The sequence below is a fragment of the Klebsiella sp. C349492 genome, assembly GCF_042055345.1.
In the GTDB taxonomy this organism is placed as follows: domain Bacteria; phylum Pseudomonadota; class Gammaproteobacteria; order Enterobacterales; family Enterobacteriaceae; genus Klebsiella; species Klebsiella scottii.
This window is the reverse complement of sequence record NZ_JANQCE010000003.1, coordinates 228,859-252,588: the sequence shown is the minus strand read 5'-3', so window position 1 is coordinate 252,588 and position 23,730 is coordinate 228,859. Positions and strand designations below refer to the sequence as shown.

The 23,730-nt window shown below is 56.3% G+C and carries 19 protein-coding genes; 12 read left to right on the top strand and 7 right to left on the bottom strand.

Annotation, left to right across the window (positions count from 1 at the left end; translation table 11 throughout):
* Positions 1-41 precede the first annotated feature (41 nt).
* Complete coding sequence (locus NWP14_RS13795) at positions 42-1,508, bottom strand: mannitol dehydrogenase family protein (protein ID WP_375215514.1); 1,467 nt, start codon at positions 1,506-1,508, stop codon at positions 42-44.
* A 206-nt stretch (positions 1,509-1,714) separates the two neighbouring features.
* Between NWP14_RS13795 and uxuA the strand changes: the two genes are divergently transcribed.
* On the top strand, positions 1,715-2,905 hold the full coding sequence (gene uxuA, locus NWP14_RS13790; protein WP_095100699.1) for a mannonate dehydratase: 1,191 nt from the start codon (positions 1,715-1,717) through the stop codon (positions 2,903-2,905).
* Positions 2,906-2,994: 89 nt separating this feature from the next.
* Here the strand turns inward: uxuA and yeiP are convergent, their stop codons facing one another.
* Positions 2,995-3,567: an elongation factor P-like protein YeiP gene (yeiP, locus tag NWP14_RS13785; protein WP_041146493.1), complete on the bottom strand. Its 573-nt coding sequence runs from the start codon at positions 3,565-3,567 to the stop codon at positions 2,995-2,997.
* A 148-nt stretch (positions 3,568-3,715) separates the two neighbouring features.
* On the opposite strand from yeiP, the gene NWP14_RS13780 reads away from it, so the two are divergent.
* A complete protein-coding gene (locus NWP14_RS13780) occupies positions 3,716-3,970 on the top strand; it encodes a YkgJ family cysteine cluster protein (RefSeq protein WP_375215513.1) in 255 nt (84 codons plus the stop codon).
* Between the two features lie 25 nt (positions 3,971-3,995).
* On the opposite strand, the gene setB is transcribed toward NWP14_RS13780, so the two are convergent.
* Positions 3,996-5,177 (bottom strand): sugar efflux transporter SetB, encoded by a 1,182-nt coding sequence (gene setB / locus NWP14_RS13775; RefSeq protein ID WP_375215512.1) that lies wholly within the window; start codon positions 5,175-5,177, stop codon positions 3,996-3,998.
* A 332-nt stretch (positions 5,178-5,509) separates the two neighbouring features.
* On the opposite strand from setB, the gene fruB reads away from it, so the two are divergent.
* From fruB to fruA, 3 genes are read left to right on the top strand one after another with little or no spacing between them, the layout of a single operon-like run.
* A complete protein-coding gene (gene fruB / locus NWP14_RS13770; RefSeq protein WP_095100704.1) occupies positions 5,510-6,640 on the top strand; it encodes a fused PTS fructose transporter subunit IIA/HPr protein in 1,131 nt (376 codons plus the stop codon).
* The gene (gene fruK / locus NWP14_RS13765; RefSeq protein ID WP_095100706.1) at positions 6,641-7,579 is read left to right on the top strand and encodes a 1-phosphofructokinase; all 939 of its coding nucleotides are present in this window, start codon (positions 6,641-6,643) and stop codon (positions 7,577-7,579) included.
* Between the two features lie 16 nt (positions 7,580-7,595).
* Complete coding sequence (fruA, locus tag NWP14_RS13760; RefSeq protein WP_375215511.1) at positions 7,596-9,281, top strand: PTS fructose transporter subunit IIBC; 1,686 nt, start codon at positions 7,596-7,598, stop codon at positions 9,279-9,281.
* A 79-nt stretch (positions 9,282-9,360) separates the two neighbouring features.
* Here fruA and nfo read toward each other — a convergent pair whose 3' ends face one another.
* Both nfo and NWP14_RS13750 read right to left on the bottom strand, forming a co-directional pair.
* Positions 9,361-10,218 carry a deoxyribonuclease IV gene (nfo, locus tag NWP14_RS13755; RefSeq protein ID WP_095100710.1) on the bottom strand — a complete coding sequence of 286 codons (858 nt, stop codon included), beginning with the start codon at positions 10,216-10,218 and terminating at the stop codon, positions 9,361-9,363.
* Positions 10,219-10,311: 93 nt separating this feature from the next.
* Complete coding sequence (locus tag NWP14_RS13750; RefSeq protein ID WP_095100712.1) at positions 10,312-11,361, bottom strand: YeiH family protein; 1,050 nt, start codon at positions 11,359-11,361, stop codon at positions 10,312-10,314.
* 179 nt (positions 11,362-11,540) lie between these two features.
* On the opposite strand from NWP14_RS13750, the gene yieE reads away from it, so the two are divergent.
* Complete coding sequence (gene yieE, locus NWP14_RS13745; protein WP_095100714.1) at positions 11,541-12,407, top strand: DNA-binding transcriptional regulator YeiE; 867 nt, start codon at positions 11,541-11,543, stop codon at positions 12,405-12,407.
* A gap of 189 nt (positions 12,408-12,596) precedes the next feature.
* Positions 12,597-14,066 (top strand): amino acid permease, encoded by a 1,470-nt coding sequence (locus NWP14_RS13740; RefSeq protein ID WP_095100716.1) that lies wholly within the window; start codon positions 12,597-12,599, stop codon positions 14,064-14,066.
* Between the two features lie 70 nt (positions 14,067-14,136).
* Here NWP14_RS13740 and NWP14_RS13735 read toward each other — a convergent pair whose 3' ends face one another.
* Positions 14,137-16,122, bottom strand: a complete 1,986-nt coding sequence (locus NWP14_RS13735; RefSeq protein WP_095100718.1) for a ligand-gated channel protein — start codon at positions 16,120-16,122, stop codon at positions 14,137-14,139.
* Between the two features lie 238 nt (positions 16,123-16,360).
* Positions 16,361-17,197 (bottom strand): S-formylglutathione hydrolase, encoded by an 837-nt coding sequence (fghA, locus tag NWP14_RS13730; protein WP_346431010.1) that lies wholly within the window; start codon positions 17,195-17,197, stop codon positions 16,361-16,363.
* Between the two features lie 448 nt (positions 17,198-17,645).
* On the opposite strand from fghA, the gene folE reads away from it, so the two are divergent.
* The 5 genes from folE (at position 17,646) to mglA (ending at position 23,729) form a co-directional block, all read left to right on the top strand.
* On the top strand, positions 17,646-18,314 hold the full coding sequence (folE, locus tag NWP14_RS13725) for a GTP cyclohydrolase I FolE (RefSeq protein ID WP_095100722.1): 669 nt from the start codon (positions 17,646-17,648) through the stop codon (positions 18,312-18,314).
* Positions 18,315-18,330: 16 nt separating this feature from the next.
* Positions 18,331-19,488: a DUF418 domain-containing protein YeiB gene (gene yeiB, locus NWP14_RS13720; protein WP_095100724.1), complete on the top strand. Its 1,158-nt coding sequence runs from the start codon at positions 18,331-18,333 to the stop codon at positions 19,486-19,488.
* A 155-nt stretch (positions 19,489-19,643) separates the two neighbouring features.
* Positions 19,644-20,666, top strand: a complete 1,023-nt coding sequence (gene galS, locus NWP14_RS13715) for an HTH-type transcriptional regulator GalS (protein WP_095101343.1) — start codon at positions 19,644-19,646, stop codon at positions 20,664-20,666.
* Positions 20,667-20,960: 294 nt separating this feature from the next.
* Positions 20,961-21,959, top strand: coding sequence for a galactose/glucose ABC transporter substrate-binding protein MglB (mglB, locus tag NWP14_RS13710; protein WP_095100726.1), 999 nt, complete (start codon positions 20,961-20,963; stop codon positions 21,957-21,959).
* Between the two features lie 249 nt (positions 21,960-22,208).
* Positions 22,209-23,729, top strand: a complete 1,521-nt coding sequence (gene mglA / locus NWP14_RS13705; protein ID WP_095100728.1) for a galactose/methyl galactoside ABC transporter ATP-binding protein MglA — start codon at positions 22,209-22,211, stop codon at positions 23,727-23,729.
* Position 23,730: the final 1 nt, after the last annotated feature.

The window sequence follows — 23,730 nt, the reverse complement described above, 5'->3', positions numbered from 1 at the left end:
GCGGACAGAAAATATTTCTGTCCGTTAAACAGCAGAAATTGTTAAGAATCCAGCGCGGCGGCGATAGCGTTGCGTGCGCCCAGCGATGACAGCTGGCGCCAGGCTGACGTCACGTTGGCGACAAATTCTGCGCTGTGCGGGAGGTCGCTGCCAAAAATCTCTTCGAGGGAGAGCAGGGCGCTGACCCGCTCTTGCTCATGGCTGCTAGCGACCAGGGCCTGGATTTTCTCCGCCAGCGGGTCGCGGACATCGATCGGCTGACCGGCGTCGTCCACGCCGCTGACGTAGCGCATCCAGCCCGCGACGCCAAGCGCCAGCAGCGGCCAGCGGCTGCCGCGCGCGAGGTGCACCCGAATACCGTCAAGCATGCGCTGCGGGAGCTTCTGGCTGCCGTCCATCGCGATCTGCCAGGTGCGATGCTTTAACGCCGGGTTGCTGAAACGTTCGAGAAGACCGTCGGCATAGCTCGTCAGATCAACGCCTTCAATAGAGAGCGTCGGCGCCTGTTCATCAAGCATCAGCCGGCGCGCGGCGGCGCGCAGCACGTCATCCTGCATACAATCGCTGATATGCGCACTGCCCGCCAGGTAGCCGAGCCACGCGAGGAAAGAGTGGCTGCCGTTGAGCATCCGTAGCTTCATCTGCTCCCACGGCAGCACGTTGTCGGTCATCTGCACGCCGGCGGCTTCCCACGCCGGGCGGCCGGCGACGAAGTTATCTTCGACGACCCACTGAATAAACGGCTCGCAGCTGATGGCGCAGGGATCTTCGACGCCCAGCGCGGCGCTGATTTCCGCCAGCGACTCGTCGGTGGCTGCGGGAACAATGCGGTCAACCATCGTACCCGGGAAGCTGACCTGTTCAGCAATCCACCGCGCCAGCTCCGGACAGCGTTTCTCCGCCATTCCCAGCACGGCGTTTTTCACCACGTGGCCATTGTCAGGAATGTTATCGCAGGAGAGGACGGTAAACGGCGGCAGGCGGCGCTCGCGGCGGCGGGCGAGCGCCTCGACTAAAATCCCCGGCACCGACTGCGGCAGCGTCGGGTTATCCAGATCGTGCACGATCCGCGGCTGCCTGAGATCCAGCAAACCGCTTGCCGGGTCGATGCAGTAGCCTTTTTCAGTGATAGTCAGAGAGACGATGGCGACCTGCGGTTCGCAAAACTTTTCGATTATCGCCGGGAGCGAATCCAGTTTAGCGTTCAGGCACTCGTGCACCGCGCCGACCACGATAGCCCTGTTGCCCTGCGCCCCTTTCTCCAGCACGGTAAACAGGTGATCCTGCTGGCGAAGCTGGCTCATCAGCCGATCGCCGCTGAACAGACTTATTTCGCAGATCCCCCAGTCGCCGCCGCTGGCGTTCAGCACCCGGTCGGTGAGCAGCGCCTGGTGCGCGCGATGAAAGGCGCCAAACCCAAAGTGCACGATACGCGAGCGCAGCTGGCTGCGATCGTAGCGGGGAAGCTGCACGTCTTCCGGTAGCGTAGCTGTAGCAATAGTCGTCATTATTTACACACCTGATTAACCAATAATTAACACGGTCAGTGTAAAGTTATATGACAGCAAATTAAATTGGTGAGCCGTATTTATACGCTTAGTGTGAGCTGGATCAATCAATTCAGCGGGATTATTTGATCCTTTGCGTGAAGCCTGTATGGTAGTCGTCATTGGCGTTCGCATTATTGGTATAACAACTTTAAAGGGGTATAGCGATGGAGCAAACCTGGCGTTGGTATGGACCGAACGATCCGGTATCGCTTGATGATGTACGACAGGCTGGCGCGACGGGCGTAGTTACCGCGTTGCACCATATTCCGAACGGGCAGGTATGGCCCGTTGACGATATTAAGCAGCGTCAGGCGCTGCTGGCGGAAAAAGGGCTGACGTGGTCGGTCGTCGAAAGCATCCCGGTGCATGAAGAGATCAAAACCGATAGCGGGCAGTGTGCGACCTGGATTGCCAACTATCAGCAGAGCATCCGCAATCTTGCGGCCTGCGGGATTGATACCGTTTGCTATAACTTTATGCCGATCCTCGACTGGACGCGTACCGATCTGGAGTATCAGCTAGCGGACGGCTCTAAAGCGCTGCGTTTTGATCAAATCGCTTTTGCGGCCTTTGAGCTGCATATCCTGCAGCGCGCCGGCGCGGAAGCGGATTACACGGAAGAAGAGCAGCGCCAGGCGCAGGCCTATTTTACGGCGATGAGCGCTGCGGAAGTCGAAAAGCTGACCCGCAATATTATTGCCGGCCTGCCGGGAGCCGAAGAGGGCTATACCCTCGATCAGTTCCGCACCCGTCTTGCCGAATATGACCATATCAATAAAGAGCAGCTGCGTGAAAATATGGCCCGCTTCCTGCGCGCCATCGTGCCGGTATGTGAAGAGGTGGGCGTGCGTCTGGCGGTTCACCCGGACGATCCGCCGCGTCCGATCCTTGGCCTGCCGCGTATCGTGTCGACGATCGAAGATATGCAGTGGCTGAAAGAGGTTGTTGATAGCATTAACAACGGTTTTACCATGTGCACCGGCTCCTACGGCGTGCGTGCCGATAATGACCTGGTGAAGATGGTTGAAACCTTCGGCGATCGTATTCACTTCACCCATCTGCGATCGACCTGCCGCGAAGAGAATCCGAAAACCTTCCACGAGGCAGCGCACCTGAGCGGTGACGTTAATATGGTGGCGGTGGTGAATGCGATTCTGAGCGAAGAGCTGCGCCGCAAGCGCGCCGGCGATCTGCGCCCGATCCCGTTCCGCCCGGATCACGGCCATCAGATGCTGGACGATCTGCGTAAGAAAACCAACCCGGGATATTCGGCGATCGGTCGTCTGAAGGGGATGGCGGAAGTTCGCGGCGTAGAGCTGGCGCTGAAGATGACGAAGTATCCGGAACTGCTGTAGGCCACCGTACGTCGGTAAAAAAATGCCCGTCAGTTGCGATACTGACGGGCATTTTCGCATTGGCTACCGGTTATTAACCCGCCGTTCGATTAGTCGGCGCGGCCCATATAGCGGCTTTCTTCGATATGGATACGAATGCGTTCGCCCGAGCTCAGGTACTCAGGAACCTGCACCACGAGGCCGGTGCTCAGGGTTGCCGGTTTGTTGCGAGCGCTGGCGGATGCGCCCTTGATGCCCGGAGCCGTTTCAACAATTTCCAGATCAACGGTCTGCGGCAGCTCCAGCGCCAGCAGCTGGCCATCCCAGGTCAGAACCTGCATGTCCGGCATGCCGCCTTCCGGAATAAACAGCAGCTCTTCTTCAATCTGCTCTTTGGTGAAGATATACGGGGTGTAATCTTCTTTATCCATAAACACGTATTCGTTGCCGTCGACATAGGAGAAGTCAACGTAGCGGCGGGTCAGGGTCACGGTGTCAACAATATCGTCGCCCTTAAAGCGTTCTTCAACCTTCAGACCGGTACGTACGTCAGCGAAACGCATTTTGTACAGCGTTGCTGCGCCACGGGCGCTCGGTGACTGAATATCAATATTTTTCACAATCAGCAGCTTGCCGTTGTAATTCAGCACCATACCTTTTTTAATTTCATTCGCTCTTGGCATTGCGGTAATCCTGTAACGTAAAGGGTCAAAAATATCGCGTAAAACTACTCGCGCCGGGCCTTTCAGGCAAGTGGAATTCACGCGTTTTGCTATCTTCGGATAAAACGTTTAGGCTGAGCCTGAAAAAGCGCCGTTAAGAGAACCATCTATGGAATGTCGTACTGACTGCGGTGCCTGCTGTATCGCCCCCTCCATCTCATCCCCGATACCCGGCATGCCTGACGGCAAACCCGCGAACATGCGGTGCGTACAGCTGTCTGCGGGCAACCTGTGCAATATCTTTGGCTCACCGCTGCGCCCCAAAGTTTGCGGCAGCCTGCAGCCAGAGCGTGAAATGTGCGGCACCCGACGCGATGAGGCAATGGCGTACCTTATTCATCTCGAACGGCTCACCGCCAGCTAGCGGCGCGCCGTTTTATCTCTGCGGCTTAAATGTCCCTGATGCGCCACAGGCACAGCTGGGCGATCGCCCCCATGCCGAGCGCAATCCAGAATACCGCGTGATAGCTCCAGATCTCGGCGACCACGCCGGCCAGCGACCCGGCAATAATCCAGCCGACGCGAATGGTATTGGCGTACAGCGTGGTCGCCGCTCCCGCCTGGCCCGGCATTAAATCCTGAAAATAGAGCATGCCAATTCCCGCCAGGATGCCAATGAAAATAGCGTTCAGCAGCTGTAACGCCAGCAGCAGTCCAGGCGTATGAACCAGCAGCATGCCGACGTAAAACAGCAGCCCGGCGACGCCGGCCGCGCGCATCAGAAAACGCTTGCCGAAGCGGCGGGCGTAATAGCCGGCGATCAGCATCGTAGGTATTTCGAGGCCGGCGGCTGCGCCCATCATTAAACCCGCCAGCTTCTCCGGCAGGTGCAGCTCATTAATGATATAGAGCGGCATATTAATGATATAGAGGCTGTTGATGCCCCACATCAGCGTGCAGATGCTGAACAGCAGCAGCGCGTCGCGGCGATGGGTGCGCGGAGCTTCCAGCTGACCCGCGGCCGCTTTTGGCTCTTTGCGCATGCTGGGCAGAAAGAACCAGACTATCGCACCGCAGAATACGAAGGCGACAGCGGCGCTGAGGTACATCACGGTAAAGCCGAAACCCATCGCCAGCGCGTAGGCCAGCGGCGGGCCGATAACCCACGCCAGCGACACCTGGGCGCGCAGAATCGAGCTGAACATCACCGCCTCGCGGCCGGTTTTATCCGCATGCTCGCGAGCAAGGGCGAACATCTGCGGGTTGGCGGTGGAGCCGAAGCTGCTGAGAAATACCCCGACGAAAAGCAGAACAAAGTAGCTGCGATTCCACGCAAACAGCAGGCAGGCCAGCACGCCCAGCAGGCAGCAGAAGACGATCAGCTGTTTACGATCCCCGCGGCGGTCCGAGCGCCCGGCGAGAAACTGGCTCACCAGAATGCCGATTACCGCGCTGCCGGTAAAAAAGAAGCCGACCATCGCCGGGCGCACGTGCACTTCATTGGTCAAAAACAGGCTCAAGGTTGGCGTTTGCAACGCGCCGGCAATCCCGGTCAGAAAGGCGACAATCAGGAAGGCGGAAGAGGTTAAATCGAACCCGCGTCGGGGAAGGGCGGCGCTACTGTTTTGCATGTGCGGTTATCTGTGGTTTCAGGAGTCGCGGAGTTTACGCCGCCAGTCAGAAAATGAACAGTAGTATGGCACTAATAAATCAAAAAGGCGTTTCAAAATATTGCGTTCAGCAAAATGCTGAAGCTGAGGCCGGTCTTGCGATACGGCTTCAGCAAAAATGTGCGTTATCTCTAACTTCTGTTATCAGGCTGACAACTTATCTTGCGCGGTGATTAATAAAGGTACAGACTCATTGAAACGTTTCAGCGTCATCAGGAATTTCTTCAGCTGCAGGATGACGCATTTTTTCGCTAAACAGCTGAAACGATTCAACTCAGCAGGAGAGGAGATCCATGTTCCAGTTATCTGTGCAGGATATTCATCCCGGTCAGCAGGCCGGTAATAAAGAAGAGGCGATTCGTCAGGTTGCTTCTGCGCTGGTAAGCGCAGGCAACGTGGCGGAAGGCTACGTTAACGGGATGCTGGCGCGCGAGCAGCAGACCTCCACTTTCCTTGGTAACGGGATTGCCATTCCGCACGGTACCACCGACACGCGCGATCAGGTGCTGAAAACCGGCGTTCAGGTCTATCAGTTCCCGCAGGGCGTAACCTGGGGGGAAGGGCAGACGGCCTACGTGGCGATTGGTATCGCCGCCAGCTCGGATGAGCATCTCGGATTACTGCGTCAGCTGACGCACGTGCTCAGCGATGATTCGGTCGCGGAGCAGCTCAGGTCCGCCACGACGGCTGAAGAGCTGCGCGCCCTGCTGATGGGTGAAAAGCAGAGTGAAGTGCTGAAGCTGGATAACGACACGCTGAGCCTTGATATCGTGGCCAGCGATCTGCTGACCCTGCAGGCGCTGAACGCCGCGCGGCTGAAAGAAGCCGGCGCCGTTGACGCCGCGTTTGTGAGCCGCACCATTAACGATAAGCCGCTGAACCTGGGTCAGGGCATCTGGCTGAACGACAGTGCTGAAGGCAACCTGCGTAGCGCCGTTGCCGTGAGCCGCGCCGCCAGCGCATTTACCGCTGATGAACAGCCGGTGTCGCTGCTGATTACCGTCGCGATGGCCGACGAACAGCCGACCGCGGTGCTCAGTCGCCTGAGCAACCTGCTGATTGACAAAAAAGCTGACCGCCTGCTGAAGGCCGACGGCGCCACGCTGCTGGCGCTGCTGACCAGCGATGATGCGATTGCCGAAGACGTGCTGAGCGCTGAATTTGTCGTGCGCAATGAGCACGGGCTGCACGCGCGTCCGGGCACCATGCTGGTTAATACCATCAAACAATTCTCCAGCGACATTACCGTCACCAACCTCGACGGTTCCGGCAAGCCGGCAAACGGTCGCAGCCTGATGAAGGTCGTGGCGCTGGGAGTGAAGAAAGGTCACCGTCTGCGTTTTACCGCGCAGGGTGAAGATGCGCAACAAGCGCTGGATGCGATTGGCGAAGCTATCGCCGCAGGCCTTGGGGAGGGCGCATAAATGAGCAGACGTGTAGCAACGATTACTTTAAACCCGGCATACGATCTGGTGGGTTTCACGCCGGAAATTGAGCGCGGCGAAGTCAACCTCGTCCGCACCACCGGCCTGCATGCAGCCGGAAAAGGTATCAACGTTGCGAAGGTACTGAAAGATCTCGGTATCGACGTCACCGTCGGCGGCTTCCTCGGCAAAGATAATCAGGATGGCTTTCAGCAGCTGTTTAGCGAGCTGGGGATTGCCAACCGCTTCCAGGTTGTGCAGGGCCGTACCCGTATCAACGTCAAGCTGACGGAAAAAGACGGTGAAGTCACCGACTTTAACTTCTCCGGCTTTGAGGTGACTCAGGGTGACTGGGAGCGCTTCGTCAATGATTCCCTGAGCTGGCTGGGTCAGTTCGACATGGTTTGCGTCAGCGGCAGCCTGCCGTCAGGCGTCAGCCCTGAGGCCTTCACCGAATGGATGATCCGCCTGCGCAGCCAGTGTCCGTGCATTATTTTCGACAGCAGCCGCGAAGCGCTGGTTGCCGGCCTGAAGGCCGCGCCGTGGTTAGTTAAACCAAACCGCCGCGAGCTGGAGATTTGGGCCGGCCGCAAGCTGCCTGAAATGAAAGACGTTATTGACGCCGCCCACGCGCTGCGCGAGCAGGGGATTGCCCACGTGGTTATCTCGCTGGGTGAAGAGGGCGCGCTGTGGGTTAACGCCTCCGGCGAATGGATCGCCAAGCCGCCTTCAGTCGAAGTGGTCAGCACCGTCGGCGCCGGCGATTCTATGGTCGGCGGCCTGATTTACGGCCTGCTGATGCGTGAATCCAGCGAGCATACTTTGCGCCTGGCCACGGCCGTTGCAGCCCTGGCGGTTAGCCAGAGCAATGTTGGTATTACCGATCGTACCCAGTTGGCCGCAATGATGGCGCGCGTCGACTTACAACCGTTTAATTAACAGCAGGAGAGGCATAATGAAAACGCTGCTGATTATTGATGCCGGACTCGGACAGGCTCGCGCCTATATGGCGAAAACCCTGCTGAGCACCGCGGCGCAAAAAGCGCAACTCGAACTGATTGATAACCCGAACGATGCGGAGCTGGCTATCGTCCTCGGCTCAACGCTGCCTGCTGACAGCGCGCTGAACGGTAAAAAGGTGTATCTCGGCGATATTAACCGCGCCGTTGCCCACCCGGAGCTGTTCCTCGGCGAGGCGAAAAGCCATGCTACCCCTTACAGCGCGCCGGCTGCGGCACCCGCTGCGGCCAGCGGCCCAAAACGCATCGTCGCAATTACCGCCTGCCCAACCGGCGTGGCGCATACCTTTATGGCCGCAGAGGCTATCGAAACCGAAGCGAAAAAACGCGGCTGGTGGGTGAAGGTTGAAACGCGCGGCTCCGTCGGCGCGGGCAATGCGATTACGCCAGAAGAGGTGGCGCAGGCCGATCTGGTTATCGTTGCGGCGGATATTGAAGTTGACCTGGCGAAGTTTGCCGGTAAGCCGATGTATCGCACCACTACCGGCCTGGCGCTGAAGAAAACCGCCCAGGAGTTTGAAAAGGCGCAGCTGGAAGCCAAACCGTATCAGCCTTCCGGGCCGAGCGGACAGCAGGCGGATAGCGCGAAGAAAGAGGGCGGCGGCGCCTATCGTCACCTGCTGACCGGCGTCTCCTACATGCTGCCGATGGTGGTGGCGGGCGGCCTGTGTATCGCGCTCTCCTTCGCCTTTGGGATTAAGGCATTTGAAGTGAAGGATACGCTGGCGGCGGCGCTGATGCAGATCGGCGGCGGTTCAGCCTTTGCGCTGATGGTTCCGGTGCTGGCGGGCTTCATTGCCTTCTCCATCGCCGACCGTCCGGGCCTGACGCCGGGTCTTATCGGCGGTATGCTGGCGGTGAGCGGCGGTTCCGGCTTCATTGGCGGGATCATTGCGGGCTTCCTTGCCGGTTACGTGGCTAAACTGATCAGCACGAAGCTGAAGCTGCCGCCGAGCATGGAAGCGTTGAAACCGATTCTGATCATTCCACTGGTTTCCAGCCTGATTGTCGGTCTGGCCATGATCTACCTGATCGGTAAGCCGGTTGCCGGTATTCTGGCGGGTCTGACCCACTGGCTGCAAACTATGGGGACGGCCAATGCGGTCCTGCTGGGCGCGATCCTCGGGGCAATGATGTGTACCGATATGGGCGGTCCGGTGAACAAAGCGGCGTACGCCTTTGGCGTCGGGCTGCTGAGTACTCAGACCTACGCGCCGATGGCGGCGATTATGGCCGCAGGCATGGTACCGCCGCTGGCGATGGGTATCGCGACGCTGGTGGCGCGTAATAAGTTTGACAAAGGCCAGCGTGAAGGCGGTAAAGCGGCCCTGGTGCTCGGACTGTGCTTTATCTCTGAAGGGGCCATTCCGTTCGCCGCTCGTGACCCGATGCGCGTGCTGCCATGCTGTATCGTCGGCGGGGCGGTAACCGGCGCAATCTCCATGGCGATTGGCGCCAAACTGATGGCGCCGCACGGCGGTCTGTTTGTTCTGCTGATCCCAGGCGCCATTACGCCGGTGCTCGGCTACCTGCTGGCGATTATCGCCGGGACGCTGGTTGCCGGTCTCTCCTACGCGGTGCTGAAACGTCCGGAAGCGCAGACGGTAGAAAAAGCTGCCTGAGTAAAACTTTGATAAGCAAAAGGGCCGATGATTCGGCCCTTTCTTTTTTTTAGCTGTTGGGATTAGCCCGGCATCGACTTCAGGCCGACGCTTCCGCCGTCTGCTGCGCCCGCAGCCAGGCAATCTCTTCCGCCCAGATATCGGGATTAACGGTCTCCAGAATTAGCGGAATACCGTCGAAGCGGCTGTCCTGCATGATCCAGCGGAAAGCGTCATGGCCGATATTACCTTCCCCCAGGCTATGGTGGCGGTCGACGCGGCTGCCGAAGGCGCTTTTCGCATCGTTCAGGTGCATCCCGCGCAGGTATTTGAAGCCGACGATCCGCTCGAAATCGGCGAAGGTTTTCTCACACTCTTCGGCGCTACGCAGATCGTACCCGGCGGCAAAGGCGTGACAGGTGTCAATACACACGCCGACGCGGGATTTGTCCTCCACGCCGTCGATAATGGCGGCCAGATGCTCAAACTTAAATCCAAGATTGCTGCCCTGGCCGGCGGTGTTTTCGATAACCGCGGTCACGCCTTCGGTTTTTTCCAGCGCGATATTGATCGAGCGGGAAATGCGCGCCAGGCACTCCTCTTCCGGTATCTGCTGCAGATGGCTGCCGGGATGGAAGTTCAGCAGCGTCAGCCCTAGCTGCTGGCAGCGGGTCAGCTCATCAATAAACGCTTCGCGGGATTTTTCCAGCGCCTCTTCGACCGGGTGGCCGAGGTTGATCAGATAGCTATCGTGCGGCAGGATTTGCCCGGGACCGAAATGGTATTTTTCGCAGGCGGCTTTGAATTCAGCAATAGTTTCGTCGCTCAGCGGGGCGGCGCGCCATTGGCGCTGGTTCTTGGTGAAGAGGGCGAACGCGGTCGCACCGATTTCGGCTGCGCGAATGGCGGCATTGGCCACTCCGCCGGAGGCGCTGACGTGCGCTCCAATATATTTCATAAAAAACTCCAGTTAAGCCGCTGCGGGGTGGGTAATGATAGCGGCTTAACTGAAGAGTTACATCAACGAATGCTGTCGTCTGTCTGCTTCCGGTCAGGCCATCAGGCCGTGAACCGCCAGGTTAATCGCGCCGCCGCCGACAATCAGCCAGACGAACAGCATCAATGCCATCAGCAGCGGTTTGGCGCCGGCTTTTTTCAGCGCGCTGACGTGGGTGGTCAGCCCGAGGGCGGCCATCGCCATTGCCAGCATTACGGTATCGAGGGTCACCAGCATGTCGACCGCTGCTTTTGGCAGCAGGTGGAAGGAGTTAAATACCGCCACCAGGATGAACATAATGGCAAACCACGGGATAGTGATTTTACTTTGCTCGTCGCTGCCGGCCGGGGCCAGCTGCTTAACGCGGGCGGCGAGGAACAGCAGGAACGGTGCCAGCATCATCACGCGCAGCATTTTGGCAATGACCGCCGCGTTCTCTGCGTCCGGGCTAACGGCGTGTCCCGCAGCGACCACCTGCGCCACCTCATGCATGGTCGAGCCCATATAAATGCCGTAGGTTTCCGGCGTAAACCAGTGCGCCAGCAGCGGATACATCGCCGGATAGAGGAAGATAGCCAGCGTACCGAAAATTACCACCGTGGCGACGGCGACGGTCACCTTACTGGCCTCCGCCTTGACTACCGGTTCCGTTGCCAGAATCGCCGCTGCGCCGCAGATGCTGCTGCCGGCGCCAATCAGCCAGCTGGTATGCTTATCCAGACCGAAGATTTTCTGCCCGAGGATACAGGCGATAAAAAAGGTGCTGGCCAGCGTCAGAACGTCAATGGCAATGCCGCTCACGCCAACATCGGCAATCTGCGCGAACGTCAGGCGAAAGCCGTATAAAATAATACCGAGACGCAGCAGGTGCTGTTTGGCAAAGATCACGCCGCCGTCGCAGGGTTGCCATATTTTCGGGTAGAGCGTATTGCCGACGACCATGCCGAACAGGATGGCCAGCGTCAGCGCGCTGAAGCCGGCGCCGGCGATAGCGGGAAAGCTGCCAGCCCAGAGCGCAGCGCCGGTCACAACGGCGGTAAGCGCCAGTCCTGGGGCGAAATGCCACAGCGGGCGATGTTTTGTCGGTAAAGTGAGTGCTGTCATAACCTTCTCCTTTGTCTGCGTAAAGATTACGACTCGCTGGTTTAAATATAAAATTGATTATATATTTATAATTAATCGTAATAAGTGGTAAACGAGCCTGTTCGCGGTTCCGCGCGGCGTTACGCGCCGGCCGTCGGGATTGCGAAGGGCGATGTCGGATAGACGAGCAAGGAAGGGTTATGCATATCACGCTACGGCAGCTGGAAGTTTTTGCTGAAGTTCTCAAGAGCGGTTCAACCACCCAGGCGTCGCAAATGCTGGCGCTTTCGCAGTCAGCGGTCAGTGCGGCCTTGACCGATCTGGAAGGTCAGCTGGGAGTGCAGCTTTTCGATCGCGTCGGCAAGCGGCTGGTGGTGAATGAACACGGCAGGCTGCTCTACCCGCGCGCGCTGGCGCTGCTTGAACGCGCTATTGAAATCGAGCAGCTGTTTCGCGGCGACAACGGCGCGATCCGCGTGTACGCCAGCAGCACTATCGGGAACTATATTTTACCGGAAATCATTGCCCGCTATCGCCGCGATTTCCCCGACCTGCCGCTGGAGCTGAGCGTCGGCAATAGCCAGGACGTGATTAACGCCGTGGCCGATCTGCGGGTGGATATCGGGCTGATTGAGGGGCCGTGCCACGCGGCGGATATCATCGCCGAACCGTGGCTGGCGGATGAGCTGGTGGTGTTTGCCGCTCCCGGCTCGCCGCTGCTGGAGGGCGAGGTGACGCTGCAGCGGCTGGCGGAGGCGCCGTGGATCCTGCGCGAACACGGCTCGGGCACCCGGGAAATCGTCGACTATTTATTGCTATCGCACCTGCCGGCGTTTCAGCTGGGGATGGAGCTAGGCAACTCCGAGGCTATCAAGCATGCCGTACGTCATGGCCTTGGAATTAGCTGCCTTTCGCGGCGGGTTATCGCCGAACAGCTGGAGGTGGGATCGCTGGTTGAGCTGAGCGTGCCGTTACCGCCTTTAACCCGCACCCTGTGGCGGATTCATCATCGCCAGAAGCATATTTCCAAAGCATTACAGCGTTTTCTGCGTTACTGCGAGGTGTAAAAACGCGGGGGCCGGGGCGTTCGGATGAAGAGAGGTGGGGGATTATTGCTGGCAATTCCGCGATTTAGTGCTTTACTAATAATCCATGTTCGATCATGAACCTCTCTTATAACTTTGTATTTGTACCGGATGGATCGCCGATCGTCTGCTACAATCTCGCCTCGTTTTTTTGATGGATAGCATTTTCACATGGTTTCGGATACTAAAACCACAGAAGCGCCCGGCCTACGCCGTGAACTGAAGGCGCGTCACTTGACCATGATCGCTATTGGCGGTTCCATCGGTACAGGTCTTTTCGTTGCATCCGGTGCAACTATTTCCCAGGCAGGCCCCGGCGGCGCGCTGCTTTCTTATATTCTGATCGGTCTGATGGTCTATTTCCTGATGACCAGCCTTGGCGAGCTAGCGGCATACATGCCGGTATCCGGCTCCTTTGCCACCTACGGTCAGAACTATGTCGAAGAGGGCTTCGGCTTCGCGCTGGGCTGGAACTACTGGTATAACTGGGCGGTGACCATCGCCGTTGACCTTGTTGCCTCGCAGCTGGTCATGACCTACTGGTTCCCCGATGCTCCAGGCTGGATCTGGAGCGCGCTGTTCCTCGGCATTATGTTCCTGCTGAACTGGATCTCGGTAAAAGGCTTCGGTGAAGCAGAGTACTGGTTCTCGCTGATCAAGGTCGCCACCGTCATCATCTTTATCGTTGTTGGCGTGATGATGATCGTCGGCATCTTTGAGGGCGCGCAGCCGGCGGGCTGGAGCAACTGGGGTATCGACGATGCGCCGTTTGCCGGCGGCTTCGCGGCGATGATTGGCGTGGCGATGATCGTCGGCTTCTCGTTCCAGGGCACCGAGCTTATCGGTATCGCCGCGGGTGAATCAGAAAACCCGGAGAAGAACATTCCGCGCGCCGTGCGCCAGGTGTTCTGGCGTATTCTGCTGTTCTACGTGTTCGCGATTTTAATCATCAGCCTGATTATCCCTTATACCGATCCGAGCCTGCTGCGTAACGACGTGAAGGATATTTCCGTCAGTCCGTTTACCCTGGTGTTCCAGCATGCGGGCCTGCTGTCTGCGGCCGCGATCATGAATGCGGTGATCCTGACGGCGGTGCTGTCGGCGGGCAACTCCGGAATGTACGCCTCCACGCGTATGCTCTACACCCTGGCCTGCGATGGCAAAGCGCCGCGTATCTTCGCTAAGCTGTCGCGCGGCGGCGTGCCGCGTAACGCGCTGTACGCCACCACGGTCGTGGCGGCGCTGTGCTTCCTGAGCTCAATGTTTGGCAACCAGACCGTTTACCTGTGGCTGCTGAATACCTCAGGGATGACCGGCTTTATTGCCTGGCTGGGGATCGCTATCAGCCACTATCGTTTCCGTCGCGGCTACGTGCTGCAGGGCAACGATGTGAACGATCTGCCGTATCGTTCCGGGTTCTTCCCGCTTGGGCCGATCTTCGCCTTCGTCCTGTGCCTGATTATCACCCTCGGCCAGAACTACGAAGCGTTCCTTAAAGACACCATTGACTGGGGTGGCGTGGCGGCGACCTATATCGGTATTCCGCTGTTCCTGGTTATCTGGTTTGGCTATAAGCTTGCCAAAGGCACCCGGTTTGTCCGCTATAGCGAAATGAAGTTCCCGCAGCGTTTCAAGCAATAACGTTATTGCCTGATAAAAAAACCCCGGGTTTCCGGGGTTTTTTCGTTATCAGATCGTCAGAATCAGATCATCAGAAGCTATAGGTCAGGCCCACGGTATAACGTCGGCCATCAAGTACCGTATCGTAGGTATCGTAAGCAATCTGCTTATCGAGAACGTTATACACCCCGGCGGAAACCAGCAGGTTTTTGTTGGCGTTGTAGCGCAAACCGAGATCGACCTGCGTATAGGACGGTGTGCCCTGAGCCATAGAGGTACGGCTCAGATACTCTGAGGTTTTCCCGCGGAAGTTCAAACGGCTCCAGAAACCGACGTCAGGCGTGGCCTGCCAGTCCAGGGTGGTGTTGAACATGTTTTTCGGCATTTTATTTAAAGGCTTGCCGGAGAACTGACCGCTTTTCTGTTCTGACTTGGTATAGGTATAGTTCGCCGTCCAGTTCAGATCGCGAGTGATTTTCCAGCCGAAGGTCGATTCCACGCCGCGCATGTTGGCTTTATCGACGTTGACGCGGTCGCTGACGAAGTCATAGCTGGTATTGCCGATGGTGCAGGCCGGGTCAGACTTGCTGTTACAACGACGTACTTCGGTGATTTTGTTTTTGAAGTCGGTGTTGAACAACGTAAGGCCCGCGTTGAGGTTGTCGTTGTTATCCCACAGTAAAGCAATCTCTTCGCTCAGGCTCTTTTCCGGCTTGAGGTCCGGATTACCCACGATAATGCCGTCAAGACGACCGCCTCCAGTGACCTGGCCCCAGTTAGCGGAAGACTGGCGGAGATCCGGCGCGCGGTAGCCTGCTGAAACTCCACCTTTCAGCGTCCACTGTTCGGCAAGGTGCCATACGCCGTAGCCGCGTGGCGTCCAGTTGGTGCCGTAGTTTTCATCTTTATCCATGCGCAGGCCGCCGGTTAGCGTAAAGCTTTCGGTCATCGCCCATTCATCTTCAGCAAACAGCGCCCAGCTCCAGCGCGTCAGCTTACTCAGGCCATCGGCCGCCTCCAGCTGATTGCCTTTATCGCTGAGCTTCTCATAGCGATACTGTCCGCCCAGCGTCAGGGTGTGATCGCCAAGGAAAACCTGGTTCTGGTTATTAAGGGTCGTATTGTACGACTTCATTTTACGCCCGGGGTTGTTGGTCTCTTCCTGCTGGACGTAGCTGGTGGTGTTGAAGTGCTCGTAATAACCGCTGTGGGTCAGCGAGTAGGTGGTGTGTTCGTAGCGGGAATCGCTTTTGCTGTTTGGCGTACAGACATTACCGCGGCAGCTCTCCTCAGCCGTTGACATCCCCGGCGTACTGTTACGGTCCTGCAGTTCGCGCGCGTAGTCGAGATCGAAATCGTTTTTGTCGTCAGGCGTAAAGTTCAGCGTGACGCCGCCGTTGCGCATTTTCTGCTCGTTGAAGCCGTTTTCGATTTTATCTTCCGCGCGGCGGGAGAGCAGGCCCGTGACTTTCGCCCCCAGTAGCCCGTCAATCAACGGGCCAGAAGCGTAGACGTTTGTCTGGAACAGGTCACCAGAATCATTGTTTTCCTGGAAAGTAGCGTCGCCGTGCAGCGAGCCTGTCCAGGCTTTGGTGTTCGAGATTTTTTTGGTAATGATGTTAATCACCCCGCCCATAGCATCGGAGCCATAGAGGGAGGACATCGGTCCGCGGATGACTTCGATCCGTTCAATAGACTCGAGAGGCGGCAGCCAGCCCTGTTCGATCCCTGAGTTATCGCTGTTTGGGCGGGTGCTGCGGGTGCTGACGCGTTTACCATTAACCAGGAAAAGGGTGTATTGGGAAGACATGCCACGAATGCTGATATCGCTGCTGCTTCCGCCGCCCGTGACGACTACGCCGGGTACGTCTTTTAGCGCATCGGTAACGTCGCGGTAGGCCTTATCTTCAATCTGCTGTTTGGAGATAACGGAGATAGAGGCTGGTGCATTCTGGATTTTCTGTTCAAAACCGGTAGCCGTTACGACCATGGTGTCTGAATCGGCTGCATGAACAAGCGGTGAGATGGTGGCTGCGCATATCGCGGCGGCAAGTAGCTTAACGCGAGGTATAGTCATTTTTACATTCCATTTCAAATGAATAAATCTCCATCGGGATAACCCTGAGAACCGTATTTATTTGTCTTGTAAGAACTCTGAATGATGGAGAGAAGAAGGAGAGATTGTACAAAAAAATGTTATTTTGTAAACATTAATGATAATTGAAATCATTTGTATTTACTTTGAATTGAATTAAATAAGCATGAATTCAGAAGGTTAGGGGTGTGTAAATATGGAGGGCCTTAGCCCTCCTGTTTCATTTGATAAGATATTGGGCGTGAAAACGCAGATGGTCTTCGATAAATGAAGCAATAAAGTAGTAGCTATGATCGTAACCGGGCTGAATTCTCAGGGTTAGCGGCCACTCTTTTTGTCGCGCAACTTCTGCCAGCACCGCAGGCTGCAGCTGCTGGGCGAGGAACGTGTCGTTGTCGCCCTGATCGATAAGCGTTGGTATCGCGTCGCTGGCGTGGCTTGCCTGCATTAACGCGCAGCTATCCCACGCCTGCCAGCTTGATTCGTCGGCACCCAAATAGGCGGTAAACGCTTTTTGTCCCCACGGCACCCGGGCAGGGTTGACGATCGGTGCAAAGGCCGACACGCTGACGAAACGGCCCGGGTTCTTCAGTGCTATAATAAGCGCACCGTGACCCCCCATTGAGTGCCCGCTGATAGCGCAGCGATCGCTGACGTTAAACTGCGCGCCAATCAGCTGCGGCAGCTCGTCGCGAAGATAATCGTACATGCGAAAATGCGCGGACCACGGTGCCTCGGTCGCGTTGAGATAAAAACCCGCGCCTTTGCCCAGATCGTAGGCGCTGTCATCGGCGACGCTATCGCCGCGCGGGCTGGTATCCGGCATCACCAGTACCAGGCCTAGCTCCGCAGCAATACGCTGAGCGCCGGCTTTGGTGGTGAAGTTCTCATCGTTGCAGGTCAGGCCGGAAAGCCAGTACACAACCGGCGGCGGCGCGGTATCGCGCTGCGGGGGTAAAAAGATGCTGAACGTCATCGAACAGTTCAGCGTAGTGGAGTCATGCCGCCAGCGTTGCTGCCGACCGTCATAACAGCGATGCTCTTCAAGCAATTCCATGCCGGGCTCCTCAGAAAAGGGGATACGCGTGAGTCTGCAGACCTTACTTTACGGATATATCGTGGTAACGGCTGCTGAGTGATTCTGCGTACAGGGACGTAATTTTTCATAATACAGATATTTCATTCACTCGTGAGCAACTTTCACTTTCTCCTTTAGGGAACATATTGCATCATTAATGCAACTTTTAGCCAACATGCTCCGGCGGCTGTGCTATTGAGAATGACGCGAAGTCGTTCTTTTATTCGGGAAGTGGCAACTGGCGGGCGTTAGACGATTGACAGGCGCGATGTGGGAGACGTGGGACCAGACGCGCACTATCAATAGGTCACGCAAATTTCAATAATTATCGTTTCGGCTACTAGATTATGTGCGCTACCTCACGCACAATGCATGCAAACTTTGCCCTCAGAAGAGCAAAGAGCGCCACACCTGCAGGAGAACATAAATGTCATCACTGAGCAAAGAAGCCATACTCGTTCATGAAGCGCTGGTCGCTCGTGGGCTGGAGACGCCGTTGCGTCCGCCAGTGCAAGAAATAGATAATGAAACTCGCAAGCGTCTGATTGCCGGACACATGACTGAGATTATGCAGCTGCTGAATCTTGATCTTAGTGATGACAGTCTGATGGAAACTCCGCATCGCATCGCTAAAATGTATGTCGATGAGATCTTTTCCGGACTGGACTACGCCAGGTTCCCCAAAATCACCGTCATCGAGAACAAGATGCAGGTTGATGAAATGGTCACCGTGCGCGATATCACCCTGACCAGCACCTGCGAACACCACTTTGTGACGATTGACGGTAAAGCCACGGTTGCCTATATCCCGAAAGATTCGGTCATTGGCCTGTCGAAAATCAACCGCATCGTGCAGTTCTTCTCCCAGCGCCCGCAGGTGCAGGAGCGACTGACGCAGCAGATTTTAACCGCGCTGCAAACCCTGCTGGGTACCAGCAACGTCGCGGTATCGATTGATGCGGTGCATTACTGCGTCAAGGCTCGCGGCATTCGCGATGCAACCAGCGCCACCACAACCACCTCGTTGGGCGGTCTGTTTAAATCCAGCCAGAATACCCGCCAGGAGTTCCTGCGCGCCGTACGTCACAACGGCTAAAATCGGAGCAGGGTACATGGAACGAAACGTCACGCTGGACTTTGTTCGTGGCGTCGCCATTCTGGGTATTCTGCTACTGAATATTAACGCCTTCGGCCTGCCGAAGGCGGCATATCTTAACCCGGCATGGTCCGGGAGCATCTCTTTTAGCGACGCCTGGACCTGGGCGATCCTCGACCTGCTGGCGCAGGTGAAATTCCTGACCCTGTTTGCTCTGCTGTTTGGCGCCGGGCTTCAGATGCTGCTGCCTCGCGGCAAGCGCTGGATCCAGTCGCGTCTGACGCTGCTGGCGCTGCTGGGGTTTATCCACGGACTGTTTTTCTGGGATGGCGATATCCTGCTGGCCTACGCGCTCGTGGGGCTGGTGGCCTGGAGAATGATCCGCGATGCGCATCACCTCAAATCCCTGTTTAACACCGGCGTGATGCTGTACGTCATCGGCGTGGCGGTCTTAGTGCTGCTTGGCGTCATTTCGGGCAATGCGCCGAATCGCTCGTGGGTGCCCGATGCGGCAAATTTACAGTACGAACAGTACTGGAAGATGAGCGGCGGCTTCGAGGCGATAAGCAATCGCGCGGATATGCTGTCGGGTAACCTGCTGGCGCTCGGCGCGCAGTACGGCTGGCAGCTGGCGGGAATGATGCTGATGGGCGCTGCCCTGATGCGCAGCGGCTGGCTAAAAGGGCAGTTCAGCCTCAGCCATTATCGGCGCACCGGCGGCCTGCTGATCGTCGCCGGAATGGCGGTCAATATCCCGGCGATTTTCGCCCAGTGGTATCTCGACTGGGATCCCCGCTGGTGCGCATTCCTGCTGCAGGCTCCGCGCGAGCTCGGCGCGCCGCTGCAAACCATCGGCTACGCTTCTTTAGCGTGGGGCTTCTGGCCCCAGCTGTGTAAGCTGCGGCTGGTGACCGCGATTGCCTGCGTCGGGCGCATGGCGCTGACCAACTACCTGCTACAAACCCTCATCTGCACCACGCTCTTTTATCACCTTGGCCTGTTTATGAAGTTCGACCGCCTGCAGCTGCTGGCCTTCGTCGTACCGGTTTGGGCGGTAAACCTCATCTTCTCGCTCTTCTGGCTACGTCATTTCCGCCAGGGCCCGGTTGAATGGCTGTGGCGTCAATTAACCCTGCGCGCCTCGGGGACATCATTAAAGAACACATCCAGATAACGATCCCGATCACAATCATTAACAAAATGAATGTAAGCGTTTTCAGGCATGTGACCTCACTCACGTAGCGTGCCGCGCGTCGCTGCCAGAATAGCCACCTTGCTGAACACAGGAGGTGGGTGTGACGTATTGCAATTCTCTACAGGTCGGTGAGCATGATCACCATTCGTGATGTCGCCCGTCAGGCGGGAGTTTCCGTCGCGACGGTCTCGCGCGTGCTGAATAATAGCGCGCTGGTGAGTCCGGATACGCGCGAAAGCGTAATGAAAGCGGTAACGCAGCTGGGCTACCGGCCTAACGCCAACGCGCAGGCGCTGGCGACCCAGGTCAGCGATACCATCGGCGTTGTGGTGATGGACGTATCGGATGCCTTTTTCGGCGCGCTGGTGAAAGCGGTGGATACCGTGGCCCAGCAGCATCAGAAATACGTGCTGATCGGCAATAGCTACCACGAGGCGGAAAAAGAGCGTAACGCCATCGAAGTGCTGATCCGCCAGCGCTGCTCGGCGCTGATCGTGCACTCCAAGGCGCTGAGCGATGAGGAGCTCGGCGATTTCATGCAGCATATTCCGGGGATGGCGCTGATCAACCGCATTGTGCCCGGCTACGAGCACCGCTGCGTCGGTCTGGACAACGTCAGCGGGGCGCTGATGGCCACGCGGATGCTGCTGAACCACGGGCACCAGCGGATCGGCTATCTCTCCTCAAACCACGGCATTGAGGATGACTCTCTGCGCCGGGAAGGGTGGTTCAAGGCGTTACAGGAGCAAAGCATTATTGCCCCCGATAGCTGGGTAGGTTCCGGCTCGCCGGATATGCAGGGCGGCGAGGCGGCGATGGTTGAACTGCTGGGGCGTAATTTAGGCCTCACCGCCGTTTTTGCCTACAACGACAGCATGGCGGCCGGTGCGCTGACCACGCTGAAAGATAACGGCATTGTTGTGCCGCAGCATCTGTCGCTGATTGGCTTCGATGATATCCCTATTTCTCGCTACACCGACCCACAGCTGACGACGGTGCGCTATCCTATTATGTCGATGGCGAAACTGGCCACCGAGCTGGCGCTGCTGGGGGCTGCAGGGAAACTCGACCATGACGCTCGCCACTGTTTTATGCCGACTCTGGTGCGTCGCCATTCGGTGACCCAGCGGCAAATTGTGGGTCCGATCACTAACTGAAAAGGGCGGTGATGTAACCGCTTTCAATCTGTGAGTAAATTCACAGTATATTAACATTCAACTGATTATGATGGCCGCGTTTACCAGTCCTGACCATTTTGTCACGGTGATTAATCACTTTTACAACAGGCACAAGGCGCTAAACTGCGAGTAAAGCCGTACCTTTGGAGCGTTACCCTACACGGAAGACAGAATTTACAGTCGTGAACCTTGTTGTGCGGTAACGTTAATGTAACAACTTTCCGCCAGCCGTTTTCACACCAATGACCCTGCATAAAAAAAACCGGAGATTCCATGAATAAGAAGGTGTTAACCCTGTCTGCAGTTATGGCGAGTATGTTATTTGGCGCCGCGGCACACGCAGCTGATACCCGCATCGGCGTAACCATTTACAAATATGACGACAACTTTATGTCGGTGGTGCGTAAGGCAATTGAGAAAGACGGCAAATCAGCGCCGGACGTTCAGCTGCTGATGAATGACTCGCAAAACGACCAGTCCAAACAGAACGATCAGATTGACGTCCTGCTGGCAAAAGGCGTGAAAGCGCTGGCGATTAACCTGGTGGACCCGGCTGCTGCAGGCACCGTTATCGATAAAGCGCGCGGACAGAACGTCCCGGTCGTGTTCTTTAACAAAGAGCCTTCCCGTAAAGCGCTGGATAGCTATGACAAGGCGTATTATGTCGGTACCGACTCTAAAGAGTCCGGTATTATCCAGGGCGATCTGATCGCTAAACACTGGAAAGCCAACGCCGGCTGGGATCTGAACAAAGACGGCCAGATTCAGTATGTGCTGCTGAAAGGCGAGCCGGGCCATCCGGATGCTGAAGCGCGTACCACCTACGTCATTAAAGAGCTGAATGACAAAGGTCTGAAAACTCAGCAGCTGCAGCTGGATACCGCGATGTGGGACACCGCTCAGGCGAAAGACAAAATGGACGCCTGGCTCTCTGGCCCTAACGCTAACAAAATTGAAGTGGTTATCGCCAACAACGATGCGATGGCAATGGGTGCGGTAGAAGCGCTGAAAGCGCACAACAAGAGCAGCATTCCGGTCTTCGGCGTTGATGCCTTACCAGAAGCGCTGGCGCTGGTTAAATCCGGTGCAATGGCCGGTACCGTGCTGAACGATGCCAATAACCAGGCAAAAGCCACGTTCGATCTGGCGAAAAACCTGGCGGACGGCAAAGAGCCGGCTGCAGGCACCAGCTGGAAGATTGAAAATAAAATCGTTCGCGTTCCTTACGTTGGCGTAGATAAAGACAATCTGAGCCAGTTTGTTGGCAAGTAATATTTAATACTCGGTTTTCGAGCTGCGGGTGAATACCATTTCGCAGCTCGAAATTCATCGGGTAGATGTACGGGCGTATCAGCTATAAATAAAATCACTCGGGATGCGTTGAGATCAACGTCGCCGGTAAAATGGCCGCCTGAAGGATCGCCAGCCGCTACGCCCGATTATTCCTGATACAGAACCAGACTCTTATTTTGACGCTAATTCGTCAGCTGAGAGTGTGCATGAACGCAGCCAGGTATAACTATGGTCAGTAATAATAGCGAACGGTCGGGCGAATTTTTGTTGGAAATGAGCAACATCAACAAATCATTTCCTGGCGTCAAGGCACTCGATAATGTCAACCTGAAAGTCCGTCCTCACTCTATTCATGCATTAATGGGCGAGAACGGCGCGGGAAAATCAACATTATTAAAATGTCTTTTTGGGATCTATCAAAAAGATTCCGGCAGCATTCTTTTTCAGGGAAAAGAGATCGATTTCCATTCGGCTAAAGAAGCGTTGGAAAACGGCATCTCAATGGTTCACCAGGAATTAAACTTAGTATTACAACGTTCGGTGATGGACAACATGTGGCTGGGGCGTTATCCCACCAAAGGCGTGTTTGTCGATCAGGACAAAATGTATCGCGATACCAAAGCGATATTTGATGAACTGGATATTGATATTGACCCGCGCGCGCGTGTGGGGACGCTATCGGTATCGCAAATGCAGATGATTGAAATTGCGAAGGCATTTTCCTATGACGCCAAAATCGTCATCATGGACGAGCCGACGTCATCGCTGACCGAAAAAGAGGTCAACCATCTGTTTAAGATTATCCGCAAGCTGAAAGAACGCGGCTGCGGCATTGTCTATATCTCCCACAAAATGGAAGAGATTTTCCAGCTGTGCGATGAGATAACCATCCTGCGCGACGGTCAGTGGATTGCCACCCAGCCGCTGGAAGGACTGGACATGGATAAGATCATCGCCATGATGGTCGGCCGCTCCCTGAACCAGCGCTTCCCGAGCCGTGAAAATACGCCGGGCGAGGTGATTCTTGAGGTGCGCAACCTGACGTCGCTGCGTCAGCCGTCGATCCGCGATATCTCCTTCGACCTGCATAAGGGCGAAATTCTCGGCATTGCCGGGCTGGTGGGGGCCAAGCGTACCGATATCGTTGAGACCTTATTCGGCATTCGCGAAAAGGCCAGCGGGACGATTAAGCTGCACGGTAAGAAAATTAATAACCATAGCGCCAATGAAGCCATTAACCACGGCTTTGCGCTGGTTACCGAAGAGCGTCGCTCTACCGGGATTTACGCTTATCTGGATATCGGTTTTAACTCCCTGATCTCCAATATTAAGAAATATAAAAATAGGGTCGGATTGCTGGATAACTCACGCATGAAAAGCGATACCCAATGGGTTATTGACTCCATGCGCGTGAAGACCCCAGGACAGCATACGCAAATTGGTTCGCTGTCCGGCGGCAACCAGCAGAAGGTTATTATCGGCCGCTGGCTGTTAACCCAGCCGGAGATTTTGATGCTTGATGAACCGACCCGCGGGATTGACGTCGGCGCTAAGTTTGAAATCTATCAGCTGATTGCCGAGCTGGCAAAAAGAGAGAAAGGGATCATTATTATTTCCTCCGAGATGCCGGAGCTGCTGGGTATTACTGACCGTATTCTGGTAATGAGCAACGGTCTCGTTGCCGGAATTGTTGAGACAAAAACCACTACGCAAAACGAAATTTTACGTCTTGCGTCGTTGCATCTTTAAG

Bases quoted from the DNA above. Each gene is read 5' to 3' on its own strand.
- folE (WP_095100722.1), top strand. From the start codon at position 17,646: ATGTCATCACTGAGCAAAGAAGCCATACTCGTTCATGAAGCGCTGGTC.
- fruK (WP_095100706.1), top strand. From the start codon at position 6,641: ATGAGCAGACGTGTAGCAACGATTACTTTAAACCCGGCATACGATCTG.
- NWP14_RS13740 (WP_095100716.1), top strand. From the start codon at position 12,597: ATGGTTTCGGATACTAAAACCACAGAAGCGCCCGGCCTACGCCGTGAA.
- NWP14_RS13750 (WP_095100712.1), bottom strand. From the start codon at position 11,361: ATGACAGCACTCACTTTACCGACAAAACATCGCCCGCTGTGGCATTTC.
- fruB (WP_095100704.1), top strand. From the start codon at position 5,510: ATGTTCCAGTTATCTGTGCAGGATATTCATCCCGGTCAGCAGGCCGGT.
- NWP14_RS13735 (WP_095100718.1), bottom strand. From the start codon at position 16,122: ATGACTATACCTCGCGTTAAGCTACTTGCCGCCGCGATATGCGCAGCC.
- setB (WP_375215512.1), bottom strand. From the start codon at position 5,177: ATGCAAAACAGTAGCGCCGCCCTTCCCCGACGCGGGTTCGATTTAACC.
- nfo (WP_095100710.1), bottom strand. From the start codon at position 10,218: ATGAAATATATTGGAGCGCACGTCAGCGCCTCCGGCGGAGTGGCCAAT.
- mglA (WP_095100728.1), top strand. From the start codon at position 22,209: ATGGTCAGTAATAATAGCGAACGGTCGGGCGAATTTTTGTTGGAAATG.
- uxuA (WP_095100699.1), top strand. From the start codon at position 1,715: ATGGAGCAAACCTGGCGTTGGTATGGACCGAACGATCCGGTATCGCTT.
- mglB (WP_095100726.1), top strand. From the start codon at position 20,961: ATGAATAAGAAGGTGTTAACCCTGTCTGCAGTTATGGCGAGTATGTTA.
- NWP14_RS13795 (WP_375215514.1), bottom strand. From the start codon at position 1,508: ATGACGACTATTGCTACAGCTACGCTACCGGAAGACGTGCAGCTTCCC.
- yeiP (WP_041146493.1), bottom strand. From the start codon at position 3,567: ATGCCAAGAGCGAATGAAATTAAAAAAGGTATGGTGCTGAATTACAAC.
- fghA (WP_346431010.1), bottom strand. From the start codon at position 17,197: ATGGAATTGCTTGAAGAGCATCGCTGTTATGACGGTCGGCAGCAACGC.
- galS (WP_095101343.1), top strand. From the start codon at position 19,644: ATGATCACCATTCGTGATGTCGCCCGTCAGGCGGGAGTTTCCGTCGCG.
- yeiB (WP_095100724.1), top strand. From the start codon at position 18,331: ATGGAACGAAACGTCACGCTGGACTTTGTTCGTGGCGTCGCCATTCTG.
- fruA (WP_375215511.1), top strand. From the start codon at position 7,596: ATGAAAACGCTGCTGATTATTGATGCCGGACTCGGACAGGCTCGCGCC.
- yieE (WP_095100714.1), top strand. From the start codon at position 11,541: ATGCATATCACGCTACGGCAGCTGGAAGTTTTTGCTGAAGTTCTCAAG.
- NWP14_RS13780 (WP_375215513.1), top strand. From the start codon at position 3,716: ATGGAATGTCGTACTGACTGCGGTGCCTGCTGTATCGCCCCCTCCATC.